This is a genomic window from Priestia sp. D51 (genome assembly GCF_053345675.1).
The window spans coordinates 393166-407835 of the sequence record NZ_JBLTIR010000001.1 but is presented as its reverse complement, the minus strand read 5'-3'; the positions used below and the strand labels follow the sequence as shown (position 1 = coordinate 407835).

Here is a 14670-nt window from a genome sequence, read left to right as displayed (position 1 = left end):
AAAGTGCTAATCTATTTTCTTTTTCAAATTTTCTAAATATATTTTTATCCTACCTGATTCTTATCATTTGTTCAATAAAAATTTTTTACAAAGGAGCATTTTTATCATGAAAGTGAAATTAAACATCGATGAAACATGGGAAGCAGCCTTCTCAACTAAATTGGAGCAAGACGGCCCTTGGTCAGCATGGGATTTGTATAAACTTGCCTATGAAATAGAAGACCAAACGCTTATCTCAGAATTTGAAGGACTACAAAGCCCAAAACATCTAGCCGATTTAACGCCGCTTCCTCATCAGCTCGAAGTAGCCAAACAAGTAGTTGAAACAATGAATGGGAAAGCCATTTTAGCAGATGAAGTAGGACTGGGGAAAACTATTGAAGCAGGGTTAATTTTGAAGGAATATATGATTCGCGGACTTGTTAAAAAAGTTCTCATTTTAGTTCCAGCTTCGCTTGTTTCACAGTGGGCCATGGAATTGAATCAAAAATTTTATATTCCCGCAGTCCCTCAAAGGAAATCATATGTGTGGGATCAGTGTGACATCGTTGTGTCTTCAATTGATACAGCAAAACGTTCTCCTCATCGAGAAATTGTGCTAGAACAAGACTACGACCTCATCATCATTGATGAAGCTCATAAACTTAAAAACAACAAAACAAAAAACTATGAATTTGTGCAAAGTCTAAAAAAGAAATTTTGTCTGTTGCTAACCGCAACACCGATTCAAAATCGAATTGAAGAAATTTTCAACTTAGTCTCTCTTTTAAAGCCTGGCCATCTCGGCAATAAAGACTATTTCGAAGAATTATTTTCTGCTAAAAAACGCTCTTTGCAAAACGATGAGCACTTAAAAGAGCTTGTTAACAAAGTTATGATTCGAAATCGCCGCCATGATACTGGTATCGAATGGACGAAGCGAATTGTTCAAACCATTCCTGTTGAATTCTCGCCAAAAGAACGCGAGCTATACGATGCGATTACGTCTTTTAAAGGAAACGGACTGCACCCTTCAAGCGCTTTTTCAATTTTAACTCTGCAGCGAGAGGCCTGCAGCAGCCGCGAAGCGGTATATATGACATTAAAAAACATGCTGGAACGTCAGGAAGATCAAAACAGCGCATTAACGGAACATATGATTACTCCGTTAATGGAACTACTTCAGCAAGTACCGCAAAATGCAAAAGCAGAAAAAGTGCTAGAGCTCGTTCAAAAAATTGATGACAAAGTCATTATTTTCACTGAGTACAGAGCAACTCAACTGTATTTACAGTGGTATTTAAAACAGCATGGAATTACCTCTGTACCGTTTAGAGGCGGATTTAAGCGAGGTAAAAAAGACTGGATGAAGCAGCTTTTTGAAAGCCACGCGCAAGTATTTATTGCCACTGAAGCGGGCGGAGAAGGAATCAACCTTCAGTTTTGTCATCATATCATTAACTATGATCTACCGTGGAATCCAATGCGTCTAGAACAGCGAATTGGAAGGGTCCATCGTTTAGGTCAAAAACATGATGTTCACATTTACAATTTAGCCATTCAACATACGGTCGAAGAACATATTTTAAAATTGTTATACGAAAAAATAAACCTTTTTGAACGAGTTGTTGGAGAGTTAGATGATATTTTAACAAAGCTTGATTTAAAAAATATCGAAGAGCATATTCAGGATATTTTATTTCATTCACGGAGTGAAGGAGAAATAAAAATCAAAATGGAGAACTTGACGTCTATTATTCAATACGAAGACAGCGAGGAGGATCAGCATGCAGCAAACTGATATTCATCAATTTTTAAAGCGTTACTTTCTAGCTAATAATTGTTCTATTGTCACAGAAACACCATCTTATCTAACGGTTCAATTAACAATCGAACTTGACAAAGAGTTGATGAATCGTCCATTTTATTGGCATTATGTTGAAAAGACAGGCGGAGAAGCAAATCCTGCTTCACTCACTTTCATTACAGACCCAGCGTTTGAAGATGATTCTGTTCAAGGAGAACGAATTCATTTTGGCTCACCTAGGCTGCATCAAATTTTCGCTTCTACTCAAAAGCTAGGCGGATTTATTCACTTGTATGAACAAGTTTCATCAGCTCAGCCAACAAATCAGCCTTTACATCCTTGGCTTGCGTTAAATATTAAAGTCTCGTACAAATGTGATCGTAAAAAAGACGAGCTCTTGTCGCTTGGCATTAATTTAATTAACGGACAAATCATTGAATCATTTCATGAATTAATCATTAATCAAAATTTGTCATCTAAAATCTCGGACTATTGCTTTACTCTTTCACCTTTTATTAAACCGAAAAGTGCGATTGCACGACTCACATCATACGTGACTGACTACGTTAAAACTCAACCGACTGAATGGGCAGAAAAAGCGCAGGAAAGATGGTACGAAGACTTAGCGCTTCTTGATCATTTTTACGAAACAGCAGAAGAGCTGCCAGAAATATATATGACCGAAAAAACAGCGCTTCAAGAGCTGTACGAACCGACCATCTTATTTAAGTTTATAAACGGTGGCTTATTTTACATATCGCCCGAAACGATGTCACGTCAATTTAATAAAACACAAGCCGGTTAAAAAAAGATGAGCATATGATATGCTCATCTTTCTTTTTTCTTTCGGTACCACAGCATAAACGACAGCGGAATCATTCCAAACCATCTGTTCGCAAAAGGTGCTCGCTCTTCTTTTTTTTGAATCTTTTTCGTTTTCCTCTCTTCTTTTGGCTGATCCATATATTGTACAAATTGCTGAGTCATATATTTTACATAATCATTCGTTTTCATATAATCATCTCCTCAGCACTATTATATCCGGAGAGAAAGAGACTTAATCCGTCCACTTCACAATGTGCTGGTCCTTTTTTTGAATATATGCGGTTTCTGTCAATGCTCTTCCTTGCAGTGTTTGACACTTTATTTTTAGGATAATCATCTGTTCATCTTCACTTACTACGTCGTATGAAACCGTACCCGTTTCTAACACTAAGGGTGCAGATGGAGATTTATTATGTTCTTTTATTTCTTTTTTTACATGTACAACCGCGTTTTCTAAAAGATGCTGCAGACGATTTTTCTGCTCTACTTCTTGATAAAATGAACTTTTCGTCACAAAATAAGTAGTTTGCTGAGCTACTAACAGAAGAAAAAGCGCACAAAATGCCAACACAACCGGGAGAATAAACCCTTGCTCATTATGTTTCATAAGCAAGCATCAAAAACGTCGTAATGGTTTCTTCTCTAACTTTGTTAACACCATCTGTTGAACGAATCAGCAGCCTTTCTTTTTGCTGTTCATACATGATATTCTTAATATGCTGCAGCACAACTTCATGACCGCTTTCATCCACTCGTCTTCTTATCTTGTCTTCGTATCGTTCATAAGTGATGATCTGATTATTTTCCATTTTCAACGTAAGCGTAGTCGCATGAATTCTCACTTCTTTTGCTTCTCGATATTCCATAGCAAGTTGATTCACAAAAATTTCCCACTCCATTTCATTCATACTAAAGTCTGGATTATATGTTTGCTTAGCTAGCGGAATGATAATGGGGAAAAATGAAACAATGATCAAAAAAAGACCAAAACTGACTAACATCTCTACAAGCGTAAAGCCTTTTTCACTTTTCACTTCAACATCACATCACACTTCTTTTTCATTTTATCAGCGGAATCTGTCCATTCTACACAAAGCTTTTGAGCACTTTCTCCGTTCCACTTCAGATAAAACACAACGTTTTCTTTTACGATTTTTTCTCGCCGTTTATATCCTGTTTCATATTTATATTTCAATAGTTCTTCGTGTAAGATAGCATCAGCTTGATACGAAACATATTGCTTCTTTTCTTCTTCCTTCATCTGAACATACAAAGGAATAATTGTACCGGTTAGGAGTAAAAGCATGCTAAATGAAACAAGCATTTCTAACAAGGTATAGCCCTGCTGACCCTTACATCTTGTCCACATAAAAACGCCCTCTACCTATTTGAAAAGTAACTTTGTATTTAAACTTTTGACTGCTGATAAAAATGGTCTTTGCTTGAGAAATATTGCCGTTTTTGTTGTATTGTATCGTGGAATTGCCGCTTCCAAACGTGATATGAATGGTGGAGTCATAGGCGCGCTTATAAAGAACGGCACGAGAATCAGAAACAATATATTCTGTTCCCTTCGGTGCAAAGTTAATTTTAATTGGAGATTCTCGATTCATGGCTGTCTGCTGCACATAAAACGTGTCGCTTTGCAGCTGTCGCAAGAATAATGTGATTTTGTAATATTCCACAAGCGGCCGAATGGTTACGATAATGGAAAACATCATCACTTGCACAATAAATAAAACCATCAGCATCTCAATGAGGGTAAATCCTTTTTGCTTAAGAAGAACCACTAGCCGTAACCTTTCCGGTACCGTCAATTTGAATAGCTTGACCATTTGGACACACGGTGCCTTCTTTTAAGTAGCCTCCTGCTTCAAGCTCTTCTAGACTTGGTTTTTCGCCGTTTTCAAGCTCATATACTTGTACCTCAGCCTCTACGGTTTTGACAAGAGCTGAGCAGCCTTTGTTGTTAATAACCGTATTATGCTTTAATACATTTGGAATCATAATGAGCAAAAGCACGGTGATAACGAGCATAACGATTAACATTTCAATAAGGGTAAACCCTTTATTACTTTTTAGAATCATATTCTTTCACCCTTCTACAAGCTCGACATCACTTCTAACATCGGAAGCATAACGGACATATACATAAGCAGAATGACCATTCCGATGAACAAAAATGTAAGCGGCTGTACATATTTTAAAATACGAAAAATAAATTGTTCCATTCTTTCCATCATAAATAGACTGTAATCATACAGCTCTTGAGAAAGCTCACCGTTCTGCTGGCCATGCACAATAACATGAGCCAAGTCTTTTTCATAATGAGATTTAGCTGAAACGATATGATCTAATCGCATTCCTGAGGAAAGTTGATCTGTAAAAGCAAAAGCTTCCACTTGAAAGAACGGATGATGCTCCTGCTTTTGAAAAAGAGCAAAACATTCATAAATAGATAAACCACCGTTTAATAAATTGCTCATATGAACAGAAAAAAAGTAGGAGTTAAATAGCCGTGTGAACGTTCGGATAACGGGAACTCTCATAAAAAGCTGCATTTGAACTACTGGAGGCAATTTTTTAATGTAAATTACATAAAACAAATAAAGGATGATTGGCATACTGATGACTGCAGGTAACACAAAAGGAAAGAACGACATCGCCTGCATAAATAAGAGGATAAACGAAGACTGCTTGTTTCCAAAGGATAAGTACAGAGCTTCAAACTGCGGAAGTAAAACCGTACTTAAAACAAATAAAATGGAAAGAATAAACAGAAGTAGCAATACGGGATATTGAACAAGCTTTTGAAATTTTTTACGATGCCTTACTTTTTCTTCAATCATTGAGCTACTTTCTTTTAAAGCAAATTGAAGGTTTCCATGCTGTTCCGCAAAATATAAATAGCTTAAAATATCACGGTGAAACTGAAGTTTAACAAAAGCATCGTGCAAAGATTCTCCTCGTTTTAACTGCTCAAGACATTTTTCAATATCCGTTTTTTCTTTGTTAGATACTTGAAACGTCAAAAATGAAAGAGCTTGAGAAAGAGTGTAGCCTTTTTCTAAGAGCTTGGAGACCTGCTTAAGAATTTTTGCTTGCTGAGCGAGAGACCACCTTTTTTGTCTATTTGTCTTTACCCCCATCCGTCTAGCGAATGCGGATATAAATAGCCTAGCGCGATTCCTTTTAGAATAACATCTCGGAGCGTCTTATAATCATAATCCGCATTTTCTCCTTTCACTTCTCTCATCACTGCGCTAAGCTCCTTGCCATAAAGCAATTCGTATATACTGGACTGACGATGCTTCCTCATTTTTTTACAAGCAGGGTGGCATTTTCCCGAACACAGCGGACAGCGAATTTCTACAAGACGCTGTGCAGCTACTGCTACAAGAGTCTGCTCCATTTCTTGAAAGCTAACGCCAAACTCAAGCAGCCTGTACAAAGATCCTTTTGTATCTTTAGTATGCATCGTTGTCAAAACCAAGTGTCCCGTAAGCGCTGCTCTCACAGCAATTTTGGCGGTCTCACTATCTCTTATTTCTCCCACCATGATAATGTCTGGATCATGGCGCAATATAGCTTTTAAACCAGTCGTATACGTAATCCCTGCGCGTTCATTTACCTGCACTTGAAGCACGGTTTCACTCGGTTTTTCAATAGGATCTTCTAGTGTAATAACATTTCGATTAAAAAGGTGCTTTACTTCGTGTAAAAGAGTATATAGAGTAGTGGTTTTACCTGATCCTGTAGGACCGGTAAAAATAATTAATCCATGAGAGAATTTCAAGAGAGAAATAAGCTTTTTAGTATGTTCAGGAAAAAGAGATAAATGTTTGAGAGAGGTAGATTGTTGATGAGGCAAAAGCCGAATAACAAGACTTTCATCATGAGAAGTAGGAAGAGTTGATAAACGCAAATTTACTTGATAGTGATCAACGGAAGTGGTCAATGCACCATTTTGAGGTTTTCTGCGCTCCCCAATATCCATTCCCCCTAAAAATTTAAAATGCGAAATGAGCCGTTCAGACATTTCCTTTGAAATAACCCTCTTTAAAATAAGCTCCTGGTCAATTCGCAGCTGAATCACAGCATCTTTCTTTCGGGGCACAATATGCACATCAGAACTTCGACACTCACATGCATCTCGTATAACGTAAGTAGCAAACTGTTCAATTTCGGTCAAACGATCATCACTCCTTTATTTGTAATGAAGATGATTCTTAAAACACCTAGAAACAGTAATTTCGACCTTTTTCGAGATTTTCCTTCTTCTTTTTTCATTTTTATAATTTTTTTCGTATACGCTTCTTTTCTTCGCTTCAGTCCTTGTACACGATGTACAACTTCTGTACACCTCTAAACGATTACGTAAAAAAAGACAACGTGATGTAAAACTCTACGCTGTCGTTTTATTCGTTATTTACTGAATTGAGCTTCTTCATCATGTATGCTTACACAACTAGAGACGCAAGACTTGTTTTTTTCTTGACCAAATTTTTAAGTGCAGATTCGTTATAACCTACTACAAGCTTTTTGCCATCCGTTAAAATGGGGCGGCGAAGCAAACGAGGATGTTCAATTAATAGATTGACTACTTGTGATAACGTCATGCTGTCCACATCAACATTTAACTTTTTATATTCCTGACTTCTTTTAGCAAGAAGTTCATCCATCCCTTCTGTTGTCATAGAAAGAAGTTCAAGCATTTCTTTATGAGTAGGTGTTTCTCTAAATAAATGACGCTCTTTAAAATTTACATCTTCCTTCACTAGCCACTTTTTCGTTTTACGACATGATGTACAGCTCGGGTACGTATAAAATTTAATTTCTTCCATATGAAACCCTCCCGTTTTTTAGTTATAGATTGTTTATATACATTGTACACGTTTTGTATAACTTTTGTATAGTATTTTGCATACGTTTTGTATAACTTTTTTTCTTCTGTCGTATTTCAAGGAAAAGATAGCGTTTTCAGGAAAGAAAGGATGTATTATAATGGAAAAGTATCGATATAGTTTCATAAGTGCTTTCTAGTGCTTACACAGCGATGACATTCATCATGACACTAACTAAGTTTGATAAAGGAGGAAATGGACGTGGAACGAATGTACCGTGTAATGGGGTTCTGGACAGCAATTTTCACTGTAATGTTTTACCTCGGTCACATGCATAAGACTTCTTTACTCTTTTTAGCTCAAACAGGCTTTTTTGTAATTCTTAGTTATTTAAAGCTGTCTGAAAGAATGTACATTTACGTTTTTGGAGCATATTTGACCGTCTTTTTTGTGGGGTTCACGTACTGGTCAACTTTTATGATGACACCAGGACAGTAAAGAGAAAAGCGATGGGCTTCCATCGCTTTTTGTATTCTTAAAACCCATTTAGAAAAGGATTTTGATCCATTTCGTGTCCCACAGTTGTTTCAGGTCCGTGACCGCTTAGTACAAGCGTATCTTCTGGAAGGGACAGCAATTTTGATTCGATGCTTTCTAACAGCTGGGCTTGGTTACCTCCAGGTAAATCTGTGCGCCCGATGCCGCCTGCAAAAAGCGCGTCACCAGACACTACAAAGTTACCCGGTTTGAAATAATATGAAACGCTGCCAGGAGAATGACCAGGCGTTTCATACACCTCAAATTGGAATGAACCGATTGTTAAATTGCCTTCTGATGAAATAATATCGGTTGCATCTGGAGCTGTAATTTCTCCTAGGTCAAAAAATTTCGACCCGTTTAAGTCACTATTATGAAGCCATTCTTTTTCGTTTTTATGTACATAAAGCGGGATAGAGTAGTGATTCATCACCTCATCTACTCCTCCAATGTGATCGAAATGAGCGTGTGTCAGCAAAATAGCTAATGGTTTATACGTTTGTTTTTCGAGAAATTCAACGAGCTGTTTTCCCTGAGCTCCCGGATCAAAAATTAAACATTCTTTTTTTTCGTTAGCAACGACATAACAATTCGTTTGAATAGGTCCTAGCGGTATACGATGATAGTTCATAATGTGTCCTCCTTGTGTAAATTTATTTCCGTTATATGCATTATCATACACACATCATCTTATAAATGAAAGTAAGGACCTTTCTAAGCCAAAGAAGCAAAAGAAAGATTGGTTTTCATCTCGACAAACGGTTAGAAAAGTTTTACAATTGAAGGGATAAGCTAATGATAGCGCTTTAATTTTAAGTTACCTAAAGGAGGTTTCTTCGAGTGGGTCTTATGATTATTTTTGCACTAACAACATTGCTAGGCGTATTTGCAGCTATTTCATCTTTGAGAAATAAAAACATATTAGGCATTGGTTTTTCGGTACTAACATTCGGTGTATTCGGATGGTTTACCGTGATGACCATCATACATCACGGCTATCCGGCGGTACATCATTAAAAAAGCCATGCAAAGCATATGCTTTGCGTGGCTTTTTAAATAGACAGATAATCCATTGCCGCAACTAAAATAGCTTTAGTCGGATTATATACGCGCGATATTTGAGATAAAGGCAGCGGATTAATCCCTTTCCCCAATTCTAGGGTGAACCCCAGCTTTTTCTTTTCTAAAATAAACCAATCCTTAAATCCCGCGTGGCTATCAATCGTTTTGACAGCTTTATAACCGCTTACCCTTTCAAAATAGCTTGCTATTTCCTCTGCTTCCTCAGGCTCTTCATTCATATACCCCCAATAAAATTCTTCTCCTTGGGTATGTAAAGCAATCACACAATCAAAATCATGACGCTCAACGAGTTTTACCATTGCCTGAGCTTCAGGTTCAGAGAGAGATTCATAGCCTGGAAAATCTCGATAATGCGGCGCTTTAGGTTCTTTACGCTTTTTTTCGATTTCCCAATAAGCCGGAAACTGATTGTTTAAGTCCACCCCTCGGATATTTGCTTTCCAGCTTTGAAAATCTGGAAAATCTCTCCCTATTTTAGAAAGAAACGACGCATAAGGTTCGCCTACACCAGGACCTTTTAAGACCAGATCTACTCCGTCTGGGTTAACAATTGGAACTGCAGAAAGCGTAATTTGATTAAAAAGAGCTCTTGAATCTTGCCCGTTCAACGCCTGATCATAATGAAGAGCAGCTAAATAATCTTCCATAAACTGTAGAAGAACATTTGTCGTAATCCATTCATTAGCATGAAACGACGCATTGATATGAACCTTTCTCTTTCCGTTTCCAATTAAAATATGAGGAATCGGCTTTCCAAGCACGCTGCACCCTATCCATTCAAGAGAACCATAGGGATAATAAGTCAAAAGTGTTTGTATGTCTTTTATGGTTCGCTTGTAATCGTAAGGCTTTTGGATATCTATAATTCGCATAATCTTCACTCCTTTACACTATGTATATGTAAAGATTGAAAAGATGCATGATAAAAAAGCGCTTTGACATTTAGTCAAAGCGCTTTTTTATCTCAGTTAGATTCATGCTTATTATTCAAAATAAGATTTAACTAACCAAGCTCCTCCAATAATTCCCGCATCGTTTCCTAAAGTAGCGATTGCTAGTTCAGCACCTTGCGCTACGCGAGGAAATGCAAAACGTTTGAAATAATCTCTTACCGGTGCAAGTAATACCTCGCCTGCACGAGACACACCGCCACCTAGAACGATTTTCTCAGGGTTTAATGCATTAGCAGAGTTTGCTAGTGCTAGGCCTAAATGAAAGGCAACTTTATCTACAACATGCATAGCTAACTCGTCTTTTGAACGAGCTGCATCAAATACATCTTTAGATGTAACTTGTCCGTTTTGTTCTAACACTGTGCGAAGCTCACTTGGTTTGTCCGTTTCCGTTAACTCTTCCATCGTTAAACGTACAATTCCAGTTGCTGAAGCAATTGTTTCTAAACAGCCGGTTTTGCCGCAGTTACACGGTGCCCCGCCTTCAGGAATAGATGTGATGTGGCCAATCTCACCAGCTGCTCCATTTACGCCTTGTACAATTTCACCGTTGGCAATGACACCGCCGCCAACACCTGTGCCAAGCGTAACGCACAGCAAATCTTTTGCTCCGTCTCCAGCACCTTTCCACATTTCTCCTATCGCTGCAATGTTTGCATCATTGTCTACTACAACAGGAAGAGAAGTTTCTACTTCCAAGATATCTTTAATAGGGAATTTTTCCCAACCTAAATTGACAGCTACTTCAATCGAACCGTTTGCAAAGTTGACAGGCCCCGGTGCACCAATACCAATTCCCACCAACCTTGACTTTACTTCTCCAAGATCGTTTAACTTTTTATCAATTGCTTTTGCAATATCTGTTGGAATTTTACGGCCTTGCTCGCTCACATCCGTATTAATTTCCCACTTGTGAATGATTTCTCCATAATGATTAATAAAGGCCATTTTTATTGTTGTACCGCCTAAATCAACTCCAACTAACCATTTGTCATCCATGTTCATTCATCCTTTTTCTCTTTTTGTTGTTTTAACTCTCGACGAAGCAAAAGAATTGCCATTTGGTAATCACGTACATCAATCAAATTAGACTGATATAATTCTTTTACTTCCGCTTCCATCAGCTCTAAATCAGCAGTACGATCGCCTACGTATATAAAAATGCCGAAGGACTTTAATAATTGTTGTACATCATATAACGTATTCATTCTGTCACCTTTATCCTATTTTCTAGGTGATATGATTCATTTATTTTGAGATAACTCAACAGTCATTCAGTCATAAACAGCGGCCGTATTTAACGCCCACTGCTAGGTCTACATATTAATATTCTAGTAAACGTTCTCACAATAGTAAAGTATAAAATATTAAATTCGTCATTCAACAGTTTTAATTTTCTAGCTGTCGCTTCAGCTTTTCATATTTTTTACTTTGTGGTTCAAGCGCAATTGCTTTGTCGATATTTTGTGTGGCCGCTGTAATATCATTCAATTTTATATTCACCAAAGCTAAATTGTAATACGCCTCATGAAAAGTTGAATCATACTTTACAGCCTGATTCAATTGCTGTTTAGCTTCTTTATAATTTCCAAGATAAAATTCTGCGCTAGCACTGATAAAATATATGTCACTATTGCTTGTCCCTTTTTCAATAAAAAGCTTGATGGCGTCTTTTGCTTCTTCATACTGCTTCTGCTGAAGATACGTAGCCGCTACGCTGAGTGCATATGGCTCATCTTGATAAACAGAACGCTCATGATATCCGTAAAAAAGCAGACTTCCTACTAATAAAAGCGTGCAAATGAAAGCCGGAATCTGAATATACAGCTTTTTTTGTTTCGGTAAACTAACGATGCTTGCAGCTAAAAATCCGCCAATCAAACCGCCAATATGCCCTGCATTATCGACGTTCGGCGCAACAAATCCAAAAATCAAGTTAATCACAATGATGACAATGAAACTCGATCCCATTGTTCGAAAAAAGAAGCGTGGATTTGTTCTTGCTAAAAACAGTAAAGCTCCAAAGCAACCGAAAATGGCCCCTGAGGCTCCTGCGGAAATAGACGTATTCCATATAAAACTTCCTAGAGATCCTGCAAACCCGGCAAATATATAAATAAAGACAAAACGCCCGCTGCCATATATCCTCTCTACAAGCGTTCCTAAATAATACAGGGCTACACTATTCATAAGCAAATGCAGAAGTCCTATATGCAAAATTATAGGTGTAAAAAAACGCCACCATTCGCCTTCTATCATTAAGGGGTTATATTTAGCTCCGTATTGAATCAGAGTGAGTGTATTTTGCGTACTGCTTTTCCACTCCAGAAATAGAAACATTAAGATTTGCATCGCTAAAAATATATATGTAAAAATAGGCTTTCCGTATCCAGCTATTTGCTGTTCTTCGCTTTGTTTTTTCTGCACAAAAAGCACAATTTTATGTTTCCACTGTTCTATCTGCTCAGCCTCTTCTTCGGAAGAGAAATTGTCTGCGCTTTCTAATGTAAGACCCAGCCGTTCGAATAGAGGTTCATAAGCGCTTGCTTTCTCTGCCGTTAGTTGTTCAACATAACTATTCACTTTAGAGGGACTCGGCGCACTTTCTAAGGACTGCTCTGTATAAAAAGGATCAAAATCAGCAAAGTAAATTGTGTTAAGAGTAAGCGTTGATTTACCGCTCTGCTTTCGCACATTCTCAGCTCTTTGTAATGCATACAATACATCTTTTTGCTGCTCAACGACTGATTTGAAATTACGGCGGACTATGCGGATTATTGACTTATCTTTGCGATAGTGAGATTGAAACCATAGCTCTGAAGCATCAGCTTTCATCGAAATCAGCTCATATGAAGAATGGCCAAGCAATTGCTGTGCCACCTGCAAATAATAAAAATCTTGCCTAGACAAATAGTCACCTCCTCACACTCTCTATATGTAAAGATGGCAGAAAGCCAGGAAAAAAGCAACGATTTTCCCTTTTTCTTTTTCTACGAAAAAACACCTTACATGTCTGTAAGGTGTTTTTTATGTATCTTTCGCTCTTAGCGAAAGACCTGCTTCATTAAACGATCCCGAACAAACGGCAAATTAAAAAATGAACGAACAGCTAGACTGCGGATAAATGAATTTCCAAACAGCGAATTTAAAACACGGTATCTCATTTGGTAGCCCAGCGTTCCAACAACTAAAAGCGTAAGTACTAATACAATATGTCTCATTTTCAAGCCTCCTTACGTTTACTTTGCTCCTATGACGAACATTTTATGCTCTTATATAGGTAAAAGCAGGATAAGGATTCCGCCTGTAAAAGCAGCAAGCAAAATAGCGGCAAGATTCACAACATCATTGTTAAAGAACGTTATTCCTTTTTCTTTTACGGTTGGCTTGCCGCAATGATCTTTCCGTTCCGTTTCAATACCGCAGCTTTGACAGCGAAAGCGAACTTGCACACTTGCTCCAAGAAGAGTGTCTATAGCGTTTCCAATAAAACCAAAGCACCCAACTAGCAATATACTACTCAGCGATACGGATGGAAAAGCAAAATAACAAGCGGCAGCAATAAGAAAAGCTCCGGCTGCTCCGGCTGCTGTACCTAAAAGTGAAACGGCTCCTGAAGTACCCGCTTCTACTCTCTTTAACGTCCAAATGTAAAACGGCGGCTTCTTACTAAGAGACCCTATTTCAGATGCCCATGTGTCAGCATTAGCAGCTGAGATACTAATCATAAACATCCACATGTAAACAGGCAAAGCTGTTGCAGCATATAACAAACCGCAAGCAGCAGCTACACCTCCATTAGCAAGGACTTGAATGTAATCTCGCCTGTCGTGCTTCTCTAGCTTTTCTTCTAATGCGCGTTTTTTTTCTTTTTTATACTTACTACACAACGTAGAAGTGCTAAAAAATAAGAGTAAGAGTAAAAAACCTTGAAGCGAAAAACCGATATAAACGCTCGCTCCTACGATGAAAGACATGCAGGCTCCCGATACTGTCAGTGCTTTTGCTATGTAGCCCGCTCCTGCCATGAGCAATATCACGATTATCATGACAGCATCAAACGGATTCACAGCAAATAAGCTCCTTCTCTGTCAAAATATATTCAACGGGAATATCATGAGATTCATATGGAACCTCTGAAACGACTTGACAATCAAACGCAAGGCTTAGCTTCTGTCCGGTATAATCTGTTAAATAACGATCGTAATAGCCGCCTCCATAGCCGATACGATATCCATTCTTGCTATATACCACGCCAGGCACAAGGAGTAAATCAATTGAAGATTTTGAAATGGGAACCGTTTCTTCAACAATTGGTTCGGCTAACCCGTAGTACACTGTTTCAAGCTGTGAAAAATTCGTAATCTCGTAGAAAACCATTTGAGATGTTGTGGGGTTGCATTTTGGAACAGCTACTTTCTTTCCATCTTTCCAAGCCCGTTCAATGATGGCTTTCGTACTAACTTCTTTATTTCTTGAAACCGTAGCTGCAATGACTCTAGCCTCTTTCCATAAACAAGTTTCATACAGTGCATTTGCTATGCTCGTTGAATGTGCCTCGTGCTGCTCTTCAGAAATTAAATTAAGAACGCGCTTCATCTCTTTGCGCAGATGAGATTTCATTTTAATTCCCCCCTATAAA

General features: G+C 38.0%; 21 protein-coding genes. 4 read left to right on the top strand and 17 right to left on the bottom strand.

Going from position 1 to position 14670, the window contains the following annotated elements:
• Positions 1-106 precede the first annotated feature (106 nt).
• Together ACNHOZ_RS02190 and ACNHOZ_RS02185 are read left to right on the top strand one after the other, a co-directional pair.
• Positions 107-1780: a DEAD/DEAH box helicase gene (locus ACNHOZ_RS02190; protein WP_014458233.1), complete on the top strand. Its 1674-nt coding sequence runs from the start codon at positions 107-109 to the stop codon at positions 1778-1780.
• Positions 1767-2591, top strand: a complete 825-nt coding sequence (locus ACNHOZ_RS02185) for a YqhG family protein (protein ID WP_048019760.1) — start codon at positions 1767-1769, stop codon at positions 2589-2591. Before ACNHOZ_RS02190 ends, ACNHOZ_RS02185 begins: the two co-directional genes overlap by 14 nt.
• 23 nt (positions 2592-2614) lie before the next feature.
• Here the strand turns inward: ACNHOZ_RS02185 and ACNHOZ_RS02180 are convergent, their stop codons facing one another.
• From ACNHOZ_RS02180 to ACNHOZ_RS02140, 9 genes are all read right to left on the bottom strand, one after another.
• On the bottom strand, positions 2615-2800 hold the full coding sequence (locus ACNHOZ_RS02180) for a YqzE family protein (RefSeq protein WP_013059170.1): 186 nt from the start codon (positions 2798-2800) through the stop codon (positions 2615-2617).
• Between the two features lie 43 nt (positions 2801-2843).
• On the bottom strand, positions 2844-3218 hold the full coding sequence (gene comGG / locus ACNHOZ_RS02175; protein WP_033579700.1) for a competence type IV pilus minor pilin ComGG: 375 nt from the start codon (positions 3216-3218) through the stop codon (positions 2844-2846).
• Positions 3208-3645, bottom strand: a complete 438-nt coding sequence (gene comGF, locus ACNHOZ_RS02170) for a competence type IV pilus minor pilin ComGF (protein WP_048019759.1) — start codon at positions 3643-3645, stop codon at positions 3208-3210. The genes comGG and comGF overlap by 11 nt, the downstream gene beginning before the upstream one ends.
• Positions 3642-3980: a type II secretion system protein gene (locus tag ACNHOZ_RS02165; protein ID WP_033579698.1), complete on the bottom strand. Its 339-nt coding sequence runs from the start codon at positions 3978-3980 to the stop codon at positions 3642-3644. Before ACNHOZ_RS02165 ends, comGF begins: the two co-directional genes overlap by 4 nt.
• Positions 3964-4401 carry a competence type IV pilus minor pilin ComGD gene (gene comGD / locus ACNHOZ_RS02160; protein ID WP_016765559.1) on the bottom strand — a complete coding sequence of 146 codons (438 nt, stop codon included), beginning with the start codon at positions 4399-4401 and terminating at the stop codon, positions 3964-3966. Before comGD ends, ACNHOZ_RS02165 begins: the two co-directional genes overlap by 17 nt.
• A complete protein-coding gene (gene comGC, locus ACNHOZ_RS02155; RefSeq protein ID WP_221832012.1) occupies positions 4388-4699 on the bottom strand; it encodes a competence type IV pilus major pilin ComGC in 312 nt (103 codons plus the stop codon). Before comGC ends, comGD begins: the two co-directional genes overlap by 14 nt.
• Before the next feature lie 14 nt (positions 4700-4713).
• Positions 4714-5760: a competence type IV pilus assembly protein ComGB gene (gene comGB, locus ACNHOZ_RS02150; protein ID WP_033579696.1), complete on the bottom strand. Its 1047-nt coding sequence runs from the start codon at positions 5758-5760 to the stop codon at positions 4714-4716.
• Positions 5751-6803, bottom strand: a complete 1053-nt coding sequence (gene comGA, locus ACNHOZ_RS02145) for a competence type IV pilus ATPase ComGA (protein ID WP_028411611.1) — start codon at positions 6801-6803, stop codon at positions 5751-5753. Before comGA ends, comGB begins: the two co-directional genes overlap by 10 nt.
• Before the next feature lie 268 nt (positions 6804-7071).
• Positions 7072-7455, bottom strand: a complete 384-nt coding sequence (locus ACNHOZ_RS02140; protein ID WP_028411612.1) for a Spx/MgsR family RNA polymerase-binding regulatory protein — start codon at positions 7453-7455, stop codon at positions 7072-7074.
• A gap of 261 nt (positions 7456-7716) precedes the next feature.
• On the opposite strand from ACNHOZ_RS02140, the gene ACNHOZ_RS02135 reads away from it, so the two are divergent.
• Positions 7717-7953, top strand: a complete 237-nt coding sequence (locus ACNHOZ_RS02135; RefSeq protein WP_013059179.1) for a DUF2626 domain-containing protein — start codon at positions 7717-7719, stop codon at positions 7951-7953.
• 37 nt (positions 7954-7990) lie between these two features.
• Here ACNHOZ_RS02135 and ACNHOZ_RS02130 read toward each other — a convergent pair whose 3' ends face one another.
• The gene (locus ACNHOZ_RS02130) at positions 7991-8623 is read right to left on the bottom strand and encodes an MBL fold metallo-hydrolase (RefSeq protein ID WP_028411613.1); all 633 of its coding nucleotides are present in this window, start codon (positions 8621-8623) and stop codon (positions 7991-7993) included.
• A 209-nt stretch (positions 8624-8832) separates the two neighbouring features.
• Between ACNHOZ_RS02130 and ACNHOZ_RS02125 the strand changes: the two genes are divergently transcribed.
• On the top strand, positions 8833-9009 hold the full coding sequence (locus ACNHOZ_RS02125) for a DUF2759 domain-containing protein (RefSeq protein WP_028411614.1): 177 nt from the start codon (positions 8833-8835) through the stop codon (positions 9007-9009).
• A gap of 35 nt (positions 9010-9044) precedes the next feature.
• On the opposite strand, the gene ACNHOZ_RS02120 is transcribed toward ACNHOZ_RS02125, so the two are convergent.
• From ACNHOZ_RS02120 to ACNHOZ_RS02090, 7 genes are all read right to left on the bottom strand, one after another.
• A complete protein-coding gene (locus tag ACNHOZ_RS02120) occupies positions 9045-9947 on the bottom strand; it encodes a M14 family metallopeptidase (RefSeq protein WP_028411615.1) in 903 nt (300 codons plus the stop codon).
• Between the two features lie 111 nt (positions 9948-10058).
• The gene (locus ACNHOZ_RS02115) at positions 10059-11027 is read right to left on the bottom strand and encodes an ROK family glucokinase (RefSeq protein WP_013059183.1); all 969 of its coding nucleotides are present in this window, start codon (positions 11025-11027) and stop codon (positions 10059-10061) included.
• A 2-nt stretch (positions 11028-11029) separates the two neighbouring features.
• The gene (locus ACNHOZ_RS02110; RefSeq protein ID WP_028411617.1) at positions 11030-11236 is read right to left on the bottom strand and encodes a YqgQ family protein; all 207 of its coding nucleotides are present in this window, start codon (positions 11234-11236) and stop codon (positions 11030-11032) included.
• 181 nt (positions 11237-11417) lie between these two features.
• Positions 11418-12938 carry a rhomboid family protein gene (locus ACNHOZ_RS02105; RefSeq protein ID WP_048019750.1) on the bottom strand — a complete coding sequence of 507 codons (1521 nt, stop codon included), beginning with the start codon at positions 12936-12938 and terminating at the stop codon, positions 11418-11420.
• Positions 12939-13072: 134 nt separating this feature from the next.
• Complete coding sequence (locus tag ACNHOZ_RS02100) at positions 13073-13249, bottom strand: hypothetical protein (RefSeq protein WP_013059186.1); 177 nt, start codon at positions 13247-13249, stop codon at positions 13073-13075.
• Between the two features lie 51 nt (positions 13250-13300).
• Complete coding sequence (locus ACNHOZ_RS02095) at positions 13301-14098, bottom strand: DUF92 domain-containing protein (protein ID WP_047749836.1); 798 nt, start codon at positions 14096-14098, stop codon at positions 13301-13303.
• Positions 14085-14651, bottom strand: coding sequence for a 5-formyltetrahydrofolate cyclo-ligase (locus ACNHOZ_RS02090; RefSeq protein WP_048019749.1), 567 nt, complete (start codon positions 14649-14651; stop codon positions 14085-14087). The genes ACNHOZ_RS02095 and ACNHOZ_RS02090 overlap by 14 nt, the downstream gene beginning before the upstream one ends.
• Between the last annotated feature and the right edge of the window lie 19 nt (positions 14652-14670).

Coding starts and splice junctions, on each gene's coding strand:
- ACNHOZ_RS02190 (WP_014458233.1), top strand. CDS start 107: ATGAAAGTGAAATTAAACATCGATGAAACATGGGAAGCAGCCTTCTCA.
- ACNHOZ_RS02185 (WP_048019760.1), top strand. CDS start 1,767: ATGCAGCAAACTGATATTCATCAATTTTTAAAGCGTTACTTTCTAGCT.
- ACNHOZ_RS02180 (WP_013059170.1), bottom strand. CDS start 2,800: ATGAAAACGAATGATTATGTAAAATATATGACTCAGCAATTTGTACAA.
- comGG (WP_033579700.1), bottom strand. CDS start 3,218: ATGAAACATAATGAGCAAGGGTTTATTCTCCCGGTTGTGTTGGCATTT.
- ACNHOZ_RS02165 (WP_033579698.1), bottom strand. CDS start 3,980: ATGTGGACAAGATGTAAGGGTCAGCAGGGCTATACCTTGTTAGAAATG.
- comGC (WP_221832012.1), bottom strand. CDS start 4,699: ATGATTCTAAAAAGTAATAAAGGGTTTACCCTTATTGAAATGTTAATC.
- comGB (WP_033579696.1), bottom strand. CDS start 5,760: ATGGGGGTAAAGACAAATAGACAAAAAAGGTGGTCTCTCGCTCAGCAA.
- ACNHOZ_RS02140 (WP_028411612.1), bottom strand. CDS start 7,455: ATGGAAGAAATTAAATTTTATACGTACCCGAGCTGTACATCATGTCGT.
- ACNHOZ_RS02130 (WP_028411613.1), bottom strand. CDS start 8,623: ATGAACTATCATCGTATACCGCTAGGACCTATTCAAACGAATTGTTAT.
- ACNHOZ_RS02120 (WP_028411615.1), bottom strand. CDS start 9,947: ATGCGAATTATAGATATCCAAAAGCCTTACGATTACAAGCGAACCATA.
- ACNHOZ_RS02115 (WP_013059183.1), bottom strand. CDS start 11,027: ATGGATGACAAATGGTTAGTTGGAGTTGATTTAGGCGGTACAACAATA.
- ACNHOZ_RS02110 (WP_028411617.1), bottom strand. CDS start 11,236: ATGAATACGTTATATGATGTACAACAATTATTAAAGTCCTTCGGCATT.
- ACNHOZ_RS02100 (WP_013059186.1), bottom strand. CDS start 13,249: ATGAGACATATTGTATTAGTACTTACGCTTTTAGTTGTTGGAACGCTG.
- ACNHOZ_RS02090 (WP_048019749.1), bottom strand. CDS start 14,651: ATGAAATCTCATCTGCGCAAAGAGATGAAGCGCGTTCTTAATTTAATT.